The sequence below is a fragment of the Pseudolabrys taiwanensis genome (assembly GCF_003367395.1).
Taxonomy (GTDB): Bacteria; Pseudomonadota; Alphaproteobacteria; order Rhizobiales; family Xanthobacteraceae; genus Pseudolabrys; species Pseudolabrys taiwanensis.
Genome location: NZ_CP031417.1, coordinates 4,488,981 through 4,503,790, shown reverse-complemented (window position 1 = coordinate 4,503,790; position 14,810 = coordinate 4,488,981). Strand labels below are relative to the sequence as shown.

The window sequence follows — 14,810 nt, the reverse complement described above, 5'->3', positions numbered from 1 at the left end:
GCATCTTCAGCGAACCTTGTACTTAAATACCCATTGCCTGGACCGCATTTCTACCCAGCATGGAAACGCGCAAATCGTGGCAGACGAGATCGCCATGAACGAGCCACCCGGACGCCTGCTTTCTCACCTTGCATTCATGTGGCCGGCGCTCGCCGCGACCTCGGCAAGCGAACTTGCCGCCACGCTCGCGAAGGGTTGGACCGAGCTGGCGTTTGGTGGCGACGAAGAGCAAGCGCCTGAGCCGCCATGGGCGACCGAGAACACCGTCGCCCTCGAGCTGAGCGCGGTCCGTCTGCGCGATTTCAGCACGGCCGCGACCGGCAGGCCGGTCTTGCTGTGCGCGCCATTCGCGTTGCACGGCGCAACGGTCGCCGACTTCGCACCCGGCCACAGCCTCGTCGCAACGCTGCGTCACGCCGGCGTGGAACGGCTGTTCCTGACCGATTGGCGTTCGGCGACACCCGATATGCGCTTTCTCGGTATCGACGATTATCTTGCCGCGCTCAACGTGCTGGTAGATGAACTGGGCGGCGTGGTGGACATTGTCGCGCTGTGCCAAGGCGGCTGGCTGTCGCTGCTTTACGCGGCGCGCTTCCCAACGAAAGTGCGCAAGCTGATCATCGCCGGCGCGCCGATCGATACCGCGGCAGCCGGTTCGACCTTGTCCGCCATCGTTGACAGCAATGCGCCCGCCTTTTTCAGAGAGCTCGTCCATGTTGGCGATGGCCGCGTGTTGGGACAGAAGTTTCTCAAGTTCTGGAACCCGATGGGGTTGGGCGACGACGACATCGGGCAAGTGCTGCAAACGCATCGCGCTGACGACGACGGCGACTTCGACGCCCTCGCGGCGCGCTTTCGCAACTGGTACGCAGCCACAGTCGATCTTCCCGGCGCCTACTACCTCGAGGTCGTCGACAAACTGTATCGGCAGAACGCGCTGGCGCGCGGCCGTTTCGTTGCGCTGGGGAAGACGATCGATCTTTCAAAGCTCGAGACGCCGCTTTATTTGCTGGCGGCGCGCGACGACGAATTGGTGCCGCCACCGCAGTTGTTCGCTCTCGCCGATCTGGCCGGCACGCCGGCACGGCACGTCGTCAAAGCGTGCGCCCCTTGCCGGCATCTCGGCCTGTTCACGGGCACGGACACCCTGCGGGACTTTTGGCCCGATATCGTTCGATGGCTCGATCAACCTTTATCGGCCGCACGGGCGGGAACGCCTGAGGTGTCCACGCATTAATCCCCACCGAGGTGATTGTCATGGCCAAACAGCCCGCCGAAACGACCGACTCCCCCGATGATGACGAAGGTCCGCTGACCATCTCGCCGGAGAAGGTCTGCTTTCTCATCGTCAAGGCGCGTGAGTTCGACGCCAAGGATGTCGTCACCGAGCCGGACACAGGCTCGAATCCCTCCGACGATGGCGACGCCGCTGTGCTCGAGGATCATGGCAACGATCCCGTCGTGCAGGAGATGGTGTCGCTGATCAACGCGCTCAGCGTGGACGAGCAGGTCGATCTGGTTGCTCTGACGTGGCTCGGACGCGACGACTACACCGCGGAGGATTGGGCGGAAGTGCGCGAAGAAGCAGCGCGTCAGCACAACAACCGGACCGCGGCCTATCTGCTCGGCACCCCCACCGTCGGCGATTTCCTGGAGGAAGGCCTGTCGATGCTGGGCTATTCCTGCGAGGAGTTCGAGATCAACAGGCTCTGAACTGCGTTCGCGGCGCGGACTATCTTTTCTCTAACGGCCGGCCCGCGGCGCTCTTGCCCCCGGCCAAACGATGTTGTTCATGCTTTCCCGGGCATGAGGAATAATCCCTTTCTTCTCTTGGCTTTGGCTGGCCTGTGCTGGTCCGGCAATCACCTCGTCGGCCGAGCCATGGCCGGAGAGGTGCCGCCGATCGGGGCATCGACATTGCGCTGGCTGGTGCCGCTCGCGCTGGTCCTGCCGCTGGCGCGTCCGCACCTTGCCCGCGACTGGCCTGAAATCCGCAAGCATTGGCCGGCTCTGCTTTGGCTCGGAATGACCGGCGGGGCGATGTTCAGCATCCTGCAGTTCGTCGGCCTGCGTTACACCACGGCCCTCAACGTGTCCGTGCTCAATTCGCTGGTGCCGGTGTTGATCATCGCGGTCGGCACGCTGATGTTCCGCGACCGCATCACCGGTTTCCAAATCGCCGGTATCATCACCTCATCGCTCGGCGTCCTCGTCGTCATCAGCCGCGGCCAGTTCGACACCTTGCGCCAGTTCGCCTTCAACTGGGGCGACCTGCTGACCGTCCTAAGCATGCTGTTCTTCTCGGTCTATGCCGCATGCCTGCGGTTGCGGCCGCGGATCAACGGCTGGAGCTTCTTGGTCGTGCTGGCGGCGATCTCCGTCGTGGTCACCTTGCCGCTGGCGATCGCCGAGGCCTATACGGGCACGACGTTCAAAGCGACGTGGCTCACCTTCGGCTCGCTGGCCTATGTGAGTATCTTTCCCAGTGTCGTCGCCTACGCCGCCTGGAATCGTGGCGTCGAATTGATCGGCGCCAACCGCGCCGGCCCATTCCTGCACCTCGTGCCCATCTACACCGCCATCCTCGCCACCACGCTTTTGGGCGAGCCGCTGGCGCTGTTTCACATCGTCGGCTTCGGCTTGATCCTCAGCGGCGTCTGGCTCGCCTCGGTGCGCAAGCCGGTCTGATCAGCCAACCGCAGCGGTCGCCGACATCGCCGTGACGCCATCGGCGCGCTCGGCCCGGACCGCGATGGCACCATCCCTGACACTGCCCACCAGCCGGATCGGCTGGTTGACGAACGTGGGCGCCTCACCGCGGAAGGTAAAGCGCGTCTGCGGACGCCCGGCGAGCCGGCCGGCGAAGTCGCACAGCCGCGTCGCCGTCAGCGGCCCGTGCACGACGAGGCCGGGATAGCCTTCCTCGTCCATCGCGTAAGGCAGATCGTAGTGGATGCGGTGGCCGTTGAAGGTCACCGACGAAAACCTAAAGAGCTCGACGGTCGTCGGCAGCCACTCTTCGGACGTTTGCCCCTCCACCAGCGGCTTGCGGGGCGCAGGCTCGACGGGCGGCACGCGCGCGCCGGCGCCGCGATAGACGATGGTCTGCTCTTCCTCGACGCAGGGCTCGCCGCCTTGGCTCAGCGTCATTGCCACCCGCACGAAAACAAGATGACCGGTCTTGCCGTGGCGATGATCGACCGCCGCGATGCGCGAGACGCGCGTCACCTGTTGGCCGATGGTCAAAGGCCGCAACATCCGCACATCCGAGCCGGCGAACATGCGCCGCGGCAACGTCACCGACGGCATGAAAGCGCCACGCGGCGGATGGCCGTCGGTGCCGAGCGCGCCGGTCGGCACGGTCGTCAGGAACAGACCGTAATGCCATAGCGGCGGCAAGGTCGTCCCACTGTGCGGCCGGTCGAGCGTCGCCGCATACAGCGCCGCGACATGCGCGCCCACGACATCGGATTCGCTCAATGTGCGGCCGATGCAGGCCTTGTAGCTATCGACCTCCGCAGCCGTGATCTCATCCGACAAGGTCACCGTCCCGTTTCAAGCCAGGGCATTATCCGCAAGGCGTTGCCGCGTTCAATGGCCGCAAGATCGGCCTCCGGCAGCTTGAGGGCGGCAAGCCCTTTCACCGTCCCGGTCATTGTGTCCTCGGGCGCGTAGGGATAGTCGCTGCCGAACACGACCTGCTCGACCGCGACGAGACTCATCAGCGTGTTCATTGCCAGTGCATTGGCCGACAAGGCGGTGTCGTAATAAAGCCGCTTGAGCTCGGCGATGACACCTTCAGGCACATGCGCCTTGAAGTCAGGCCGCCGCTCCAGCCGCGCGAGGCGCTCGGCCAGGAACGGAATGGCGCCGCCGGCATGGGAGAAGATGAATTTGATGTCGCGGCAGCGGTTGAACGTGCCGCCGAACATCAGACTGGCGATGGTCCGCGTCGTATCGAACGGGAACTCGAGCGAAGCCGGCGGCAGACCAATATCGCAGGCACAGCCTTCGGTCGGATGTACATAGACCACGGCCTTGCGCCGATTGAGTTCTTCGAACACCGGGGCAAAACAGGCATCGCCGAGATAGCGCCCGTCATAGCTGGTCAGGAGGCAAATGCCGTCGGCCTTCAACACATCCAGGCTGCGCGCGATCTCCTTCAAGCTCGCATCGACATCAGGCAGCGGCAAACCGGCAAAGCTGCCGAAGCGGCCCGGGAAATCGGCGCGCATCTTGGCGGCGTAGTCGTTGCACCGGCAGCACAGGTCGGCCCGCTTGCCCTCGTCGCACTGAAACCCGGGCGCCGAGATCGACACCATCGCGGTCGCGATGCCGTTACGGTCCATCGCGTCGATCGAATGCCGGGGCGTCCACTCCGGCGCTTTGCCCGATACCAACGTGCGCGCCACGGCCTCGGCACCAACCTCCGCCAGGTAGAACGGCGGCACGAAATGATGATGGGTATCGATCCGATGGGGAGATTGCATGTCCGTCCTATGCTCCGTGGGCAGCAACTGCTGGCTAGCCCACCGCCCGCGGGCCGAAATGGATTTAGATCAAATTACGCCCAGAGCAACCGGAGAGTTGCCGGGGCCGAACTGCAATTCACCCGTGCACCCCGCAAAGACGCATATGCTGCCACGCGCCCCGCATGCTTGCATTTTGGCCTCCAACTTGCGAAGCACTTCCCGAAAATTCCGCATCGACGGCCAGTAGGACATGACGGCAAAAATCATCGACGGCGTTGCTGTTTCCGGCGCTATCCGCAAGGAAATCGCAGAGCACGTGGCGCGCCTGCGCGAACGCGGCGTCACGCCGGGCCTTGCGGTCATCATGGTCGGAAACAACGCCGCTTCCGCCGTCTACGTGCGCAACAAGATGCGGGCCTGCGCCGAGGTCGGCATTCAGTCCTTCAAATACGAGTTTACGGCCGATACGCCCCAGGAAAAAGTGCTGTCGCTGATCGGCGAACTCAATGAGCGCGACGACATCCACGGCATCCTGGTGCAACTGCCACTGCCGCCGCATTACTCGATTTCACAGATCCTGCAGACAATTTCCGCCGACAAGGACGTCGACGGCTTCCATCTTTACAACGTCGGCGGGCTGGTTGTGGGCGATACGGTATTTCCGCCCTGCACGCCGTACGGCGTGGTCAAGCTGCTCGAGCACGAAGGCATCGAGATCGAGGGCAAGAACGTCGTTGTCGTCGGTGCCAGCAATATCGTCGGCAAGCCGATGGCGCTGATGCTGATGCAGCGCGACGCCACGGTGTGCATCTGCCATGCGAAAACGCGAGATCTGGCCCAATTCACCATCCTCGCCGACATCCTGGTGGTCGCGGCCGGCAAGCCGAAGCTCATCCTGCCCCAGATGGTCCGCACCGGCGCCGTGGTGATCGACGTCGGCATCAACCGCCTGCCCTCCGGGCAACTCGTCGGCGACACCGACTTTGAGGGGCTGTTGGAGAAGGCGTCCTACATCACACCGGTGCCCGGCGGCGTCGGACCGATGACGGTGACCATGCTCTTGTACAACACCGCCGAGTCGGCCGAGCGGACGCTGGCGCGCGCGCAGGGCAAAGTGCCCGCGCACGCCTGACATGCGCCGGCCGCCGACTTAGTCCGCATAAAGCGGCGCGACGTCGATGAAGACGCGCAGCTCGCCCACCTTGTCGCCCTCCGGCCTGAGAATCGACACGCACGGCAGCGTCACCGACCGACCGTCCTTGCGGCGATAATCCACCACGGCTTCGATGATGGACTCCTGCGGATTGTCCCAACGATTGACGAAGTTGTGTTTCAGTCCGCCGACGGTTGACCAAAACTGGCCGATGGCGCCGGCAATCTGCTCCGGCCCTTGCAGCACCGGCGCATTGGCGAAGACAAGGCGGGCATTGTCGCTGTGCATGGCCTTGAACGACTCGAGATCCATCGAATCTACAGCGTCGAAGTAGCGCTTGATCAGGACATCACGGTCGCTCTTCATCCGCCGGATCGCCGCCAGCGTCGCATCCACCGCCTTCAGGTAGTCCTTCTCCACCACGGCCCCGTAAGCGACCTCCGCCGGGCTTCCGTCCGCCTCCCCCGCGAGCGTCAGGCCGAAGCTGAAGCGCAGGCCCAATCCGTCGTCGCCGTCCTCGATCTCGTTGAGAATGGTACCGAGCACGGAGCCATCCAACCGCTCGAAGGTCACACGCTGTTGCGGCTGGAGCGTCACCCTTTCGCGGCAGCGCTCGCCGCGGAATTCGATCTCGCGCACGAAGACGTTGCTGCCTTTTCGTTCCAGCACCTGGCAATGCGTCATCGCTGGAACGAAGGGCAGCGCATTGTCCGCCTTCATCACTAAGCCTTGCCAAACGTCCGCGCGCGACAGTCTCGGCTGGCCGGCCTCGTTCACCGGGATGCGTCGAGATACCTTGATCATGACCTGCTCCGTTGGCTGCAAATGGCGGTTAGACACATCGACGCGGGGCCAGGAGCGCCACGTCTGAAAGAAAGCGCAGCCTCAACGCGTGGTCATCGCGCCGGGCGACGACACCCTTCCGATGCTGTTCATACCGCCTCCTCCCAATGCCCGGCGATTCGAGCCGCCGCCTTCTTTGTCGTACCGTACGTTACGGTATTAGCAGCTTGCAACCGAGTCAAAGCGTTTTCCGGCTGGCCTCGACGCGCAATCCTTGCCATAGGTGGCGATCATGGATTCGGCAGAAAAATCAGGCGCCGCCCGGACGGACAACGGCAAGACCGGAGCGGGCCCGACCGGAGCCAAGCGGCCCGCCAGCCCGCGCGAGCGCATCGTCCGCTCGGCGGCCAAGCTCTTTCTCGAAAAGGGCTACGACAAGGTTTCCATCAACGACATTATCGACACGGTCGGCGGTTCGAAGGGAACGATCTATTCGCACTTCGGCAGCAAGGAAAAGCTCTTCGAGGCCGTCGTCGAACAGATGTGCGCGGACGTCACGATCCATATCGATACGCGGCCCATCGGCACCATCGAAGAACAGCTGACGCGCATAGGCCATACGTTCGTGTCGAACGTCGTGTCGCCCCCCATCCTCCGTTTCCATCGCCTGATGACGTCGATCGGCCGCGATTTCCCCGCGGCTGGCCGGCTTTTTTACGATACCGGACCGCGCCAGGCGCAGATGATGATCGGCGATTGGATCGCTCTGCACCAACGCGCGGGCAACATCCGCGACGACGTGGACGCCTTTCGCCTGGCCGTTCTGTTTCACGACATGCTGATCGGTGAGCAGCATCTGAGCTGGCTGACGTCCGCCCTCAGCGACAAGGAACGCGGCAAGCGCATCGACGAGACGGTGCGGCTTTGCGTCGCGATTTTCCTGCAAGGTTGCGCGCGGCGCTAGGCGGGCACAGTTCGATCCGACGATCGGTCGCGATTAAAACTATCGGCACGCGAACAATTCTGTTCCGAATTCGATAAGCCGAACAAGGCTTCGCCGCAACGCACACCTCCCATACCCTCGCGGTGGCTTTGCCGTTGTGTCGAGCGCGACGGCAAATGCCATTGTCGATTTGTCAAACCCGCCGCGACGGTGCAGACTGAAACCGTAACGACTGGTACAGTCGGGGAGGAAACAAAAATGCAAATCGAAGCCACGAAGGTCGAAGCCATGCGTTCGTCCGTGGCGCCGATTTCGGCGCTACGGCCGGAGTTCAACGATATCCTCGCGCGCATTCGCAAGCTGCGTCCCGAAATCGCGGCACGAGCGCTTGCAGCCGAGAAAGCCAGACGCGTGCCCGTCGAGACCATGGATGCCTTGCGCGACACCGATGTGTTTCACGCGATGCAGCCGCGGCGTTTCGGCGGTTACGAGTACGGCCCTGCAGAGCTCGCACAAATCGGGTTCGAACTCGGCCGGGCCTGCGGCAGCACCGGCTGGTGCGGCACGCTCGCCGTCTGCTTCGGCTGGATGACGGCATTCTTTCCGCTCGAAGCGCAGCAGGAAGTCTGGGACGACACAGACAATCTCCTCGCCGTCTCCTACACGCCGACGCCAAAAGTCGAGAGCGTTGACGGCGGATACAGGATCGCCGGTCAATGGCCGTGGGCGAGCGGCGTCGACAACGCCGCGTGGCTCATCCTTGCCGCGTTACTTCCCAACAATGAAGGCCCGCCCGCGTTAGCATGGTGTCTGGTTCCCGTCAGCGACGTGAAGGTCGACCACGACAGCTGGAACGTCGGCGGTCTGCAAGGCACCGGATCGAAGACAGTGGTTGTGACCGATCCGATCTTCGTGCCGAAGCATCGCGTGCTGCCCTTGAGCGCTATCTTCTCTGGCAAGGTGCCGGGGCTCGAGGTGCCCGACAACGAGCAGGCGCGCTTCGGCTACCCGACCTTCGGACCCACAGCATTGGTCTCTCCGATCGTCGGCATGGCGCAAGGTGCGCTCGATACCTTCACCGAAACGGCCCGTGGCGCAAAGCGCATGGCGCGGCCGGGCGTGTTCGAGAAAGTTGCCGAGTCGGCACTCATCCAGAGCCTCATCGGCCAAACCGCGGCGCGCATTGACGCGGCACAGACAATGATGGTGAGCAGTCTCAGAGAAGGCCAGGAAATCGTGCGCGCCGGCGGCGTACTCGACACCGAGCAACGCGTCCGCATCCGCCGCAATCATGGTTTTGCAGCGCGCACCGCAGCGGAGGTCGTCAACGAGCTCTTCGCCAAATCGGGCGCGGCGGCGGCAGACGAGAAGAATCCCATCCAGCGGTTCTGGCGCGACGCCAACACCGCGGCACTTCATTCCAGCATCGATTGGGACACGCTCTCGGCGCTCTACGGAACGCAGCAACTCGGGCTGCAGCCTCAGGGCATTTTCTAGCCAGTCAGGCAGGGACCACACGCCAAAGCCGACCATCTAAAGCGCCGGAAGCCGCGGCCGGCCGCCGCGGCTTCCGGACGTAACGTCAGGCGACGGCTGTCGGCGCCAAGGCCTCGATGTCGGTGGCGACGTCGATCACCGCGGGCCGCTTCGACGCGATCGCCTTGGCAAGCGCCGGGCCGATCTCCGACGGCTTCTCGACGCGAATGCCCAGCGCACCGATGTCTTCCGCGATCTTGGCGAAGTTCATCGGATTGTAGGTCCACAATTCGCGTGAGCGGTTGTTGCCCTCGCCGCCATAGACGCGGTCAAAGCCGCGCTTCGACTGGTTGCCACCGCCGTTGTTGTTGACGAGCGTCACCGACGGGATGTTCCAGCGCACCTGTGTCTCAAGCTCGCCGATGTGATACCAGAAGCCGGCATCACCGGTGAACACGACCACCGGCCGCTCCGGGCACGCCGCCTTGGCGCCGATACCGGCGCAGAAGGCCCAGCCGAGATGGCCGGCACTGCGGATGTAGCTCTGCGTATCCTTGCGCAGGTCGTACAGGCCGCCCATCCACATGCCGGCGTGGCCGGTGTCGACAATGACGATCGCGTCGTCCGGCACGTGCTGCGTCAACTCGTGGCAGATGCGCGCCGGGTTGATCGGCATCGCGTCCGATTCGAGCAACGGCTTATATTTCGCGTACCACTCCGCTTTGAGCGCGCCGATCTCCTTCACCCAGTTGGCGCGTTTGGCCGCGCTCGCCTTGTCGGCCTGTGCCAGCATCGCGGCAAGGACGGACTTGGCGTCACCGAGCACGCTCGCTTGCAGCGGATAATTGCGGCCGATCGCTTCAGGCTCGATGTCGATCTGAATCGCCGGCGTGCCGATCTTCGGCACCGCCCAGAAATGCGTGGTCATGCCGCCGGTCTCGGTGCCGATGAAGCAGACGAGATCGGCACGGTTGACGGCGCGATTGGCGCTCTCGCGCGAATAGCTGCCGACGACGCCGACCGACAAAGGATGCACGCCCGGGATCGTGTCCTTGCCGTTGAGCGAGGTGACGACCGGGATTTGCAGTGCTTCGGCGAGCTGCACGAGTTCACGGCCGGCGCCGGAGGCGCGCACGCCGCCGCCGGCGACGAAAATCGGCCGCTCCGCGTTCTGCAGCAACGCCAGTGCGGCGGTCACGTGTTCAGGTTGCGGCTGCGGCCGGAACGGCGGCACCTGTGCGAATTGCTTTTCGACCAGGGCTTCCATCTCGCCTTCCTCGGCGTCGAGCTGGCCCTCATTGCCGCGGAACTGAAGATGCACCGGACCGGGCGCGCCTGTCGTCGCAACGCGGAAGGCCTGACGCAGCATGTCCGGCGCGCGGGTGATATCGTCGATGGTGGCGTTGAACTTGGTCACCGGCTCGAAGGCCGGGATGTCGTCGATCTCCTGATAGACCTTGCGAAACTTGGTCTTGGGATCGCGGCCGCCGGTGATGGCGATCACCGGCGAATGCGCGAGATACGCGTCGCGCAGGCCGGCGGCGAGGTTGAGCGCGCCGATCACCTGCGCCATGCACACGCCCGGCTTGCCGGAGGCACGCGCATAGCCGTCGGCCATATAGGCCGCGGACTTCTCGCCGTGACAATGGATGCGCGCAATGTTGGTGCGCCGTTCCATCTCGGCAAAGGTGCGGCGCAGGACCGCCGGCACCATGAAGACGTGGCTGACGCCGTAGCCGGCGAGCATATCGGCGATGACTTCCGCGCCGAGGCGCTTTTGATTGTGACCGAGCATTTGTCTGTTCTCACTATCCATTCAGCATTCTCGGCGTCATGCCCGGCCTCGGGCCGGGCATCCACGTCTTCATGCTTTAAAAAGGCGTGGATGGCCGAGACAAGCCCGGCCATGACGGGCGGATGGCTATGCGCTGGTCTCGGATGACCTACTTGATCGCCAGCGGATTGACGGGCGAGCCGACCGCGCCGGTGATCGGAATCGCGGGCGCGACGAACAGGAACTCGTAGACCTTGTCGGCGGCGCAATCGTCCGCCAGTTCCTTGAGCTCGAAGATCTCGCCCATGGTCATGCCCATGATCGGAATCGTAATCCAGTGCCAGGGCTGGTTGATGTTCTCGCCCTCGGCGACTTGGTTCGGCCGCACTTCGCAGCCCCAGGTGTCGGCAGCGAGTGCCGCGAGTTCGGTCTGCTTGACGAAATCGAGCGTCTCGAAGGAAAAGCCCGGCGCGTCGCCGCCCGGATAACCATCCCAGCTGCCGACTTTCTGGCAGCGCTCCATCATGCCAGTGCGCACGATGACGTAATCGCCGCGCTTGAGCTCGACATTCTGCTTCTTCGCGGTGCCGTAGAGGTCGTCGTTGGTGATGCCGTAGCCGTCATCGAGCGAGTCGACGCCTTTGTACCGAGCGACGTCCAGCAAAACGCCGCGGCCGACCATCTTGTTCTTGGTCTTCTCGATGCCGCACTTTTGCGCGCCGGCCGACGTCACCTCGCGGCAGTCGTAGCCGTTCCACATGTAGTTCTCATAGAAGACATGGCCGAGCCCGTCCCACTGCGTGCCGCACTGGAGCGGCATCACCACCATATCGTCGGCGGCGCGAATGCCGCGCTTGTCGAGCACGCCGGAATAGGCGTCGGTGCCGGTGCGCAGCATCGTGTGGATCGGGTTGGTGCGGCCCATCGACGGATACTTGCTCTTGGCGCCCTGCGGACCGGTGTGGTCGAAGTTGAGCGCAAGCGAGATGACCTTGCCCTTCTTCACCAGGCGCGTCGCGGCGACGATGTCCTCGGCCGAGGTGTAGTTGAGCGTCCCGATCTCGTCTTCGGGACCCCATTTGCCCCAGTTCTTGTACTTCTCGGCAGCTTCGCGCATGTCCTGGCGCGTGATCTTGCGGGCCATTCCTCTTTTCCTTTTCTCGTTGATTTCAAGGCACCGCCGCGGAGCGGAAGCCCGCGGCTAAGAACGGGATCATGTGACGCAGCGCGCTTTTGACGTTGCCCGGGTCGATGCGTCCCTTGGTCAGCGCCTGGATGCGGCCGGAATCCGCCATGGTGTAGAACATGGCGCCGAGCATGAAATGGAAACGCCATTCGACTTCGGCGCGCGGCATCTCCGGCAGCGCGTCCGCGATCGCATCGATGAATTTGCGGCTCGATAGATCGAAGGCTTTCGACAGGATCTTGCGCGACAGCGCCTCCGGCTCGGTCGCGAGCCGCGCCCGCAGCTTGACGAAGGCTGGACCGCCGAACTGCGGCTGCACGCCCAACACCAGCGCCGGCCTTAGGAAGGCGTCGAGGATGTCTTCGAGGTTCGGTTTGGCGGACGCTTCGTAGCACTGCGCCAGCAAGCGCAGCCGCTCTTGCGCGATCGGCTCTGCGCGCTGCGCAAACAGCGCCTCCAGCAACCCATCCTTTGAGCCGAAGTGATAGGCGATCGACGCAAGATTCACCTGGGCCTCGGCCGAGATGGCGCGCAGGCCGACGCCCGACATGCCGTGTTCGGCGAACAGCCGCTCGGCAACTTCGAGAATGCGTTCGCGAACCGATTGGGTCGCCGCAGCCTTGTTCGCGCGCGGCGCGGCTGCAGCGGTCTTTGGTCGCGGTTTCACCATGCCGATCGCCCGCACGCTTGACTCGTCTCCCGACCTCTGCGCAATGTAAACAGTCGTTTGTTTACATCGCCCACCTCGTCTACGCAAGCTGTCATGGCCCCTCCGAAGAAAACCATCCTCACCGTCGCCGTCACCGGCAATCTCACGACGATAGAGCAGAATCCCAACCTGCCCTGCACGCCGGAGCAGATCGCGAACGCCGCGCTCGAATCCGCGAAGGTCGGCGCCGCGATCGCGCACATTCATGTGCGGCATCCCGACGGGCGGCCCAGCACCGAGCTCGCGCATTATCGCGAAGTCGTCGAGCGTATCCGCGATAAGAACTCCGAATTGATCATCAATTTGACCACCGGTCCCGGTGGCCGCTTCGTGCCGAGCAAGGACGATCCGAAGATCGCCGGCCCCGGCACATCGGCGATGCATCCGCTCAAGCGCGTCGAGCATATCGTCGAGCTCAAGCCCGACATCGCCACGCTCGACTTGAACACGATGTGGTCCGGCTCGGCCGCGGTGATCAACCCGCCAGAGAACGTCACGCTGATGGCAAATGAGATCCAGAAGGCCGGCTCCAAGCCGGAGCTGGAAGTGTTCGATTCGGGCGACATACAGCTCGCGCACGCATTGCTGGATCAGGGCATCATCAAGCGGCCGCCTCTGTTCCAGATCGTCATGGGCGTTCGTTACGGCTTCATATCCACGCCACAGACGCTGATGTATGCGCAGTCGCTGCTGCCGGCGGATGCGGCCTGGGCGGCCTTCGCCATCGGCCGCTGGCAATTTCCGATGCTCTGCACGGCCTGGCTGCTCGGCGGCCACGTGCGGGTCGGCATGGAAGACAATGTTTACCTGAGCAAGGGCAAGCTGACTCCGAGCAACGCCGCATTATGCGAGAAAGCCGTGCGTATTCTCGACGACATCGGCGCCGAACTCGCCACGGCGAAGGAGGCACGCGCAATCCTCGGTCTCAAGCCGTAGTATTGCGAGGCGCGTGAAAAGCGCGCCAAGTTAGATCGCTGCGATCCGCCGCTTCAACAAGGTGGACGCATGGGAGGAGGAACGGATGAAGACGCTCAAATGCGCGTTTGCCGGCCTGCGCCTCGTACCGTTCGGGGCATCGGCGATGGCCCGGCAACGCTACTCCCGGCGACAAAACGAAATCATCGTATCGTTCGCGCCCGCGGGCTCGACCGAGACAATGGCGCGCGACGCCCTCGGTTTCGAGGCGATCGCCGATACGGTCGCGCATTCTGCCGCCCGCCTCAAAGCACAACCGCCGAAATGGGCGGCGATGATCGATCATACAAAATTCAAAAGTGAAATGAGCTGCTCAAACAGCCGTTCTTAACCGGAGGAGAAGATGAAAGTTGTGATGCGCACAATGGCCGTAGCCGTGGCTCTCGCCGCGGGTATCGGCATGGCTTCAGCTGCCAATTATCCGGACCATCCTGTCCGCGTGATCGTGCCGTTCGCCGCGGGCGGCCCGACCGACGTGATGGCACGATTGGTTGCTCAGAAGCTGTCTGAAAATCTCAAGCAACAATTCTTTGTCGAGAACCGGCCCGGCGCCGGCGGCAATATCGGCACCATGGCGGCGGCCCATGCACCGGCCGATGGCTACACGCTGCTCGTCGCAAGCTCGAGCTACGTGGTGAACCCGAGCCTCTACGCCAAGAATCCTTACAACGCCTTCACCGATTTCGTGCCCATCACGTTGGCCGCCGCCTCGCCGAACATTCTGGTGGTGAATGCCAGCTTCCCGGCGAAGTCGGTGAAGGAGTTGGTCGAGCTGCTCAAGAAGGAGCCGGGCAAATACTCGATCGCCAACCCCGGCATCGGCACGACGCCGCAACTCGCAGCCGAATTGTTCAAGCTGTCGCTGAAACTCGATGCCGCTAGCGTGCCGTTCGGTGGCGCCGGTCCAGCGATCCAATCCGCGGTCGCCGGTCATACGCCGATCGCTTTCACGGCGCTGCCGCCGACCTCGCCGCAAGTGCAAGGCGGCGCCTTGCGCGGCCTCGCCGTCACCTCCGCGAAGCGGTCGGCGGCGCTGCCTGACGTGCCGACACTCGCCGAGGCCGGCTTCTCCGAGCAGGAGTCGGAAACGATGCAAGGCGTCTTCGCACCCGCCAAGACCCCGAAGGAGATCACCGATCTGCTCTACAAGGAAATCGCCAAGATCATGGCGATGCCCGATGTGAAGGAGAAGTGCGCGCAACTCGGCTTCGACCCAGTCGCCAACACGCCGGACGAGTTCGCGGCCTACATCAAGAAAGAGGTCGAGAAGTGGGGCCGCGTCATCCGCGACGCGAAGATCAAGCAGATCGAGTAGAAACCCACCCCCCGCAGTGTCATG

At 63.6% G+C, this 14,810-nt stretch carries 15 protein-coding genes; 9 read left to right on the top strand and 6 right to left on the bottom strand.

Features of this window, described 5'->3' with window-relative positions:
• Positions 1-94 precede the first annotated feature (94 nt).
• From DW352_RS21445 to DW352_RS21435, 3 genes are all read left to right on the top strand, one after another.
• Positions 95-1,237 (top strand): alpha/beta fold hydrolase, encoded by a 1,143-nt coding sequence (locus DW352_RS21445; protein WP_115694540.1) that lies wholly within the window; start codon positions 95-97, stop codon positions 1,235-1,237.
• A 20-nt stretch (positions 1,238-1,257) separates the two neighbouring features.
• Positions 1,258-1,713 (top strand): DUF3775 domain-containing protein, encoded by a 456-nt coding sequence (locus DW352_RS21440; RefSeq protein ID WP_115693240.1) that lies wholly within the window; start codon positions 1,258-1,260, stop codon positions 1,711-1,713.
• Between the two features lie 93 nt (positions 1,714-1,806).
• Positions 1,807-2,688 (top strand): DMT family transporter, encoded by an 882-nt coding sequence (locus DW352_RS21435; protein WP_115693239.1) that lies wholly within the window; start codon positions 1,807-1,809, stop codon positions 2,686-2,688.
• On the opposite strand, the gene DW352_RS21430 is transcribed toward DW352_RS21435, so the two are convergent.
• Both DW352_RS21430 and DW352_RS21425 read right to left on the bottom strand, forming a co-directional pair.
• A complete protein-coding gene (locus DW352_RS21430) occupies positions 2,689-3,546 on the bottom strand; it encodes an HTD2 family dehydratase (protein WP_115693238.1) in 858 nt (285 codons plus the stop codon).
• Entirely contained in the window at positions 3,543-4,490 is a 948-nt protein-coding gene (locus DW352_RS21425) for an amidohydrolase family protein (RefSeq protein WP_115693237.1), read from the bottom strand. The genes DW352_RS21430 and DW352_RS21425 overlap by 4 nt, the downstream gene beginning before the upstream one ends.
• A gap of 232 nt (positions 4,491-4,722) precedes the next feature.
• On the opposite strand from DW352_RS21425, the gene folD reads away from it, so the two are divergent.
• Positions 4,723-5,604: a bifunctional methylenetetrahydrofolate dehydrogenase/methenyltetrahydrofolate cyclohydrolase FolD gene (folD, locus tag DW352_RS21420; RefSeq protein ID WP_115693236.1), complete on the top strand. Its 882-nt coding sequence runs from the start codon at positions 4,723-4,725 to the stop codon at positions 5,602-5,604.
• An 18-nt stretch (positions 5,605-5,622) separates the two neighbouring features.
• Here folD and DW352_RS21415 read toward each other — a convergent pair whose 3' ends face one another.
• Positions 5,623-6,429, bottom strand: a complete 807-nt coding sequence (locus DW352_RS21415; protein WP_115693235.1) for an AtaL-like protein — start codon at positions 6,427-6,429, stop codon at positions 5,623-5,625.
• Positions 6,430-6,700: 271 nt separating this feature from the next.
• On the opposite strand from DW352_RS21415, the gene DW352_RS21410 reads away from it, so the two are divergent.
• Both DW352_RS21410 and DW352_RS21405 read left to right on the top strand, forming a co-directional pair.
• Entirely contained in the window at positions 6,701-7,372 is a 672-nt protein-coding gene (locus DW352_RS21410) for a TetR/AcrR family transcriptional regulator (RefSeq protein ID WP_115693234.1), read from the top strand.
• A 237-nt stretch (positions 7,373-7,609) separates the two neighbouring features.
• Entirely contained in the window at positions 7,610-8,848 is a 1,239-nt protein-coding gene (locus DW352_RS21405) for an acyl-CoA dehydrogenase family protein (protein ID WP_115693233.1), read from the top strand.
• Between the two features lie 85 nt (positions 8,849-8,933).
• Here the strand turns inward: DW352_RS21405 and DW352_RS21400 are convergent, their stop codons facing one another.
• From DW352_RS21400 to DW352_RS21390, 3 genes are all read right to left on the bottom strand, one after another.
• Positions 8,934-10,622: a thiamine pyrophosphate-binding protein gene (locus tag DW352_RS21400; RefSeq protein WP_162827106.1), complete on the bottom strand. Its 1,689-nt coding sequence runs from the start codon at positions 10,620-10,622 to the stop codon at positions 8,934-8,936.
• Positions 10,623-10,770: 148 nt separating this feature from the next.
• Positions 10,771-11,745, bottom strand: a complete 975-nt coding sequence (locus DW352_RS21395; RefSeq protein WP_115693231.1) for a cyclase family protein — start codon at positions 11,743-11,745, stop codon at positions 10,771-10,773.
• Positions 11,746-11,770: 25 nt separating this feature from the next.
• The gene (locus tag DW352_RS21390; protein WP_115693230.1) at positions 11,771-12,457 is read right to left on the bottom strand and encodes a TetR/AcrR family transcriptional regulator; all 687 of its coding nucleotides are present in this window, start codon (positions 12,455-12,457) and stop codon (positions 11,771-11,773) included.
• 93 nt (positions 12,458-12,550) lie between these two features.
• Here DW352_RS21390 and DW352_RS21385 point away from each other — a divergent pair, with 93 nt between their 5' ends.
• The 3 genes from DW352_RS21385 (at position 12,551) to DW352_RS21375 (ending at position 14,786) form a co-directional block, all read left to right on the top strand.
• Positions 12,551-13,432: a beta-keto acid cleavage family enzyme gene (locus DW352_RS21385; RefSeq protein WP_115693229.1), complete on the top strand. Its 882-nt coding sequence runs from the start codon at positions 12,551-12,553 to the stop codon at positions 13,430-13,432.
• Positions 13,433-13,517: 85 nt separating this feature from the next.
• Positions 13,518-13,802: a hypothetical protein gene (locus DW352_RS21380; RefSeq protein WP_115693228.1), complete on the top strand. Its 285-nt coding sequence runs from the start codon at positions 13,518-13,520 to the stop codon at positions 13,800-13,802.
• A gap of 69 nt (positions 13,803-13,871) precedes the next feature.
• Positions 13,872-14,786 (top strand): Bug family tripartite tricarboxylate transporter substrate binding protein, encoded by a 915-nt coding sequence (locus DW352_RS21375; protein ID WP_162827105.1) that lies wholly within the window; start codon positions 13,872-13,874, stop codon positions 14,784-14,786.
• Positions 14,787-14,810 lie beyond the last annotated feature (24 nt).

Bases quoted from the DNA above. Each gene is read 5' to 3' on its own strand.
- DW352_RS21400 (WP_162827106.1), bottom strand. From the start codon at position 10,622: ATGCTCGGTCACAATCAAAAGCGCCTCGGCGCGGAAGTCATCGCCGAT.
- DW352_RS21425 (WP_115693237.1), bottom strand. From the start codon at position 4,490: ATGCAATCTCCCCATCGGATCGATACCCATCATCATTTCGTGCCGCCG.
- DW352_RS21380 (WP_115693228.1), top strand. From the start codon at position 13,518: ATGAAGACGCTCAAATGCGCGTTTGCCGGCCTGCGCCTCGTACCGTTC.
- DW352_RS21410 (WP_115693234.1), top strand. From the start codon at position 6,701: ATGGATTCGGCAGAAAAATCAGGCGCCGCCCGGACGGACAACGGCAAG.
- DW352_RS21435 (WP_115693239.1), top strand. From the start codon at position 1,807: ATGAGGAATAATCCCTTTCTTCTCTTGGCTTTGGCTGGCCTGTGCTGG.
- DW352_RS21385 (WP_115693229.1), top strand. From the start codon at position 12,551: ATGGCCCCTCCGAAGAAAACCATCCTCACCGTCGCCGTCACCGGCAAT.
- DW352_RS21405 (WP_115693233.1), top strand. From the start codon at position 7,610: ATGCAAATCGAAGCCACGAAGGTCGAAGCCATGCGTTCGTCCGTGGCG.
- DW352_RS21415 (WP_115693235.1), bottom strand. From the start codon at position 6,429: ATGATCAAGGTATCTCGACGCATCCCGGTGAACGAGGCCGGCCAGCCG.
- DW352_RS21375 (WP_162827105.1), top strand. From the start codon at position 13,872: ATGGCTTCAGCTGCCAATTATCCGGACCATCCTGTCCGCGTGATCGTG.
- DW352_RS21390 (WP_115693230.1), bottom strand. From the start codon at position 12,457: ATGGTGAAACCGCGACCAAAGACCGCTGCAGCCGCGCCGCGCGCGAAC.
- DW352_RS21440 (WP_115693240.1), top strand. From the start codon at position 1,258: ATGGCCAAACAGCCCGCCGAAACGACCGACTCCCCCGATGATGACGAA.
- DW352_RS21395 (WP_115693231.1), bottom strand. From the start codon at position 11,745: ATGGCCCGCAAGATCACGCGCCAGGACATGCGCGAAGCTGCCGAGAAG.
- DW352_RS21445 (WP_115694540.1), top strand. From the start codon at position 95: ATGAACGAGCCACCCGGACGCCTGCTTTCTCACCTTGCATTCATGTGG.
- folD (WP_115693236.1), top strand. From the start codon at position 4,723: ATGACGGCAAAAATCATCGACGGCGTTGCTGTTTCCGGCGCTATCCGC.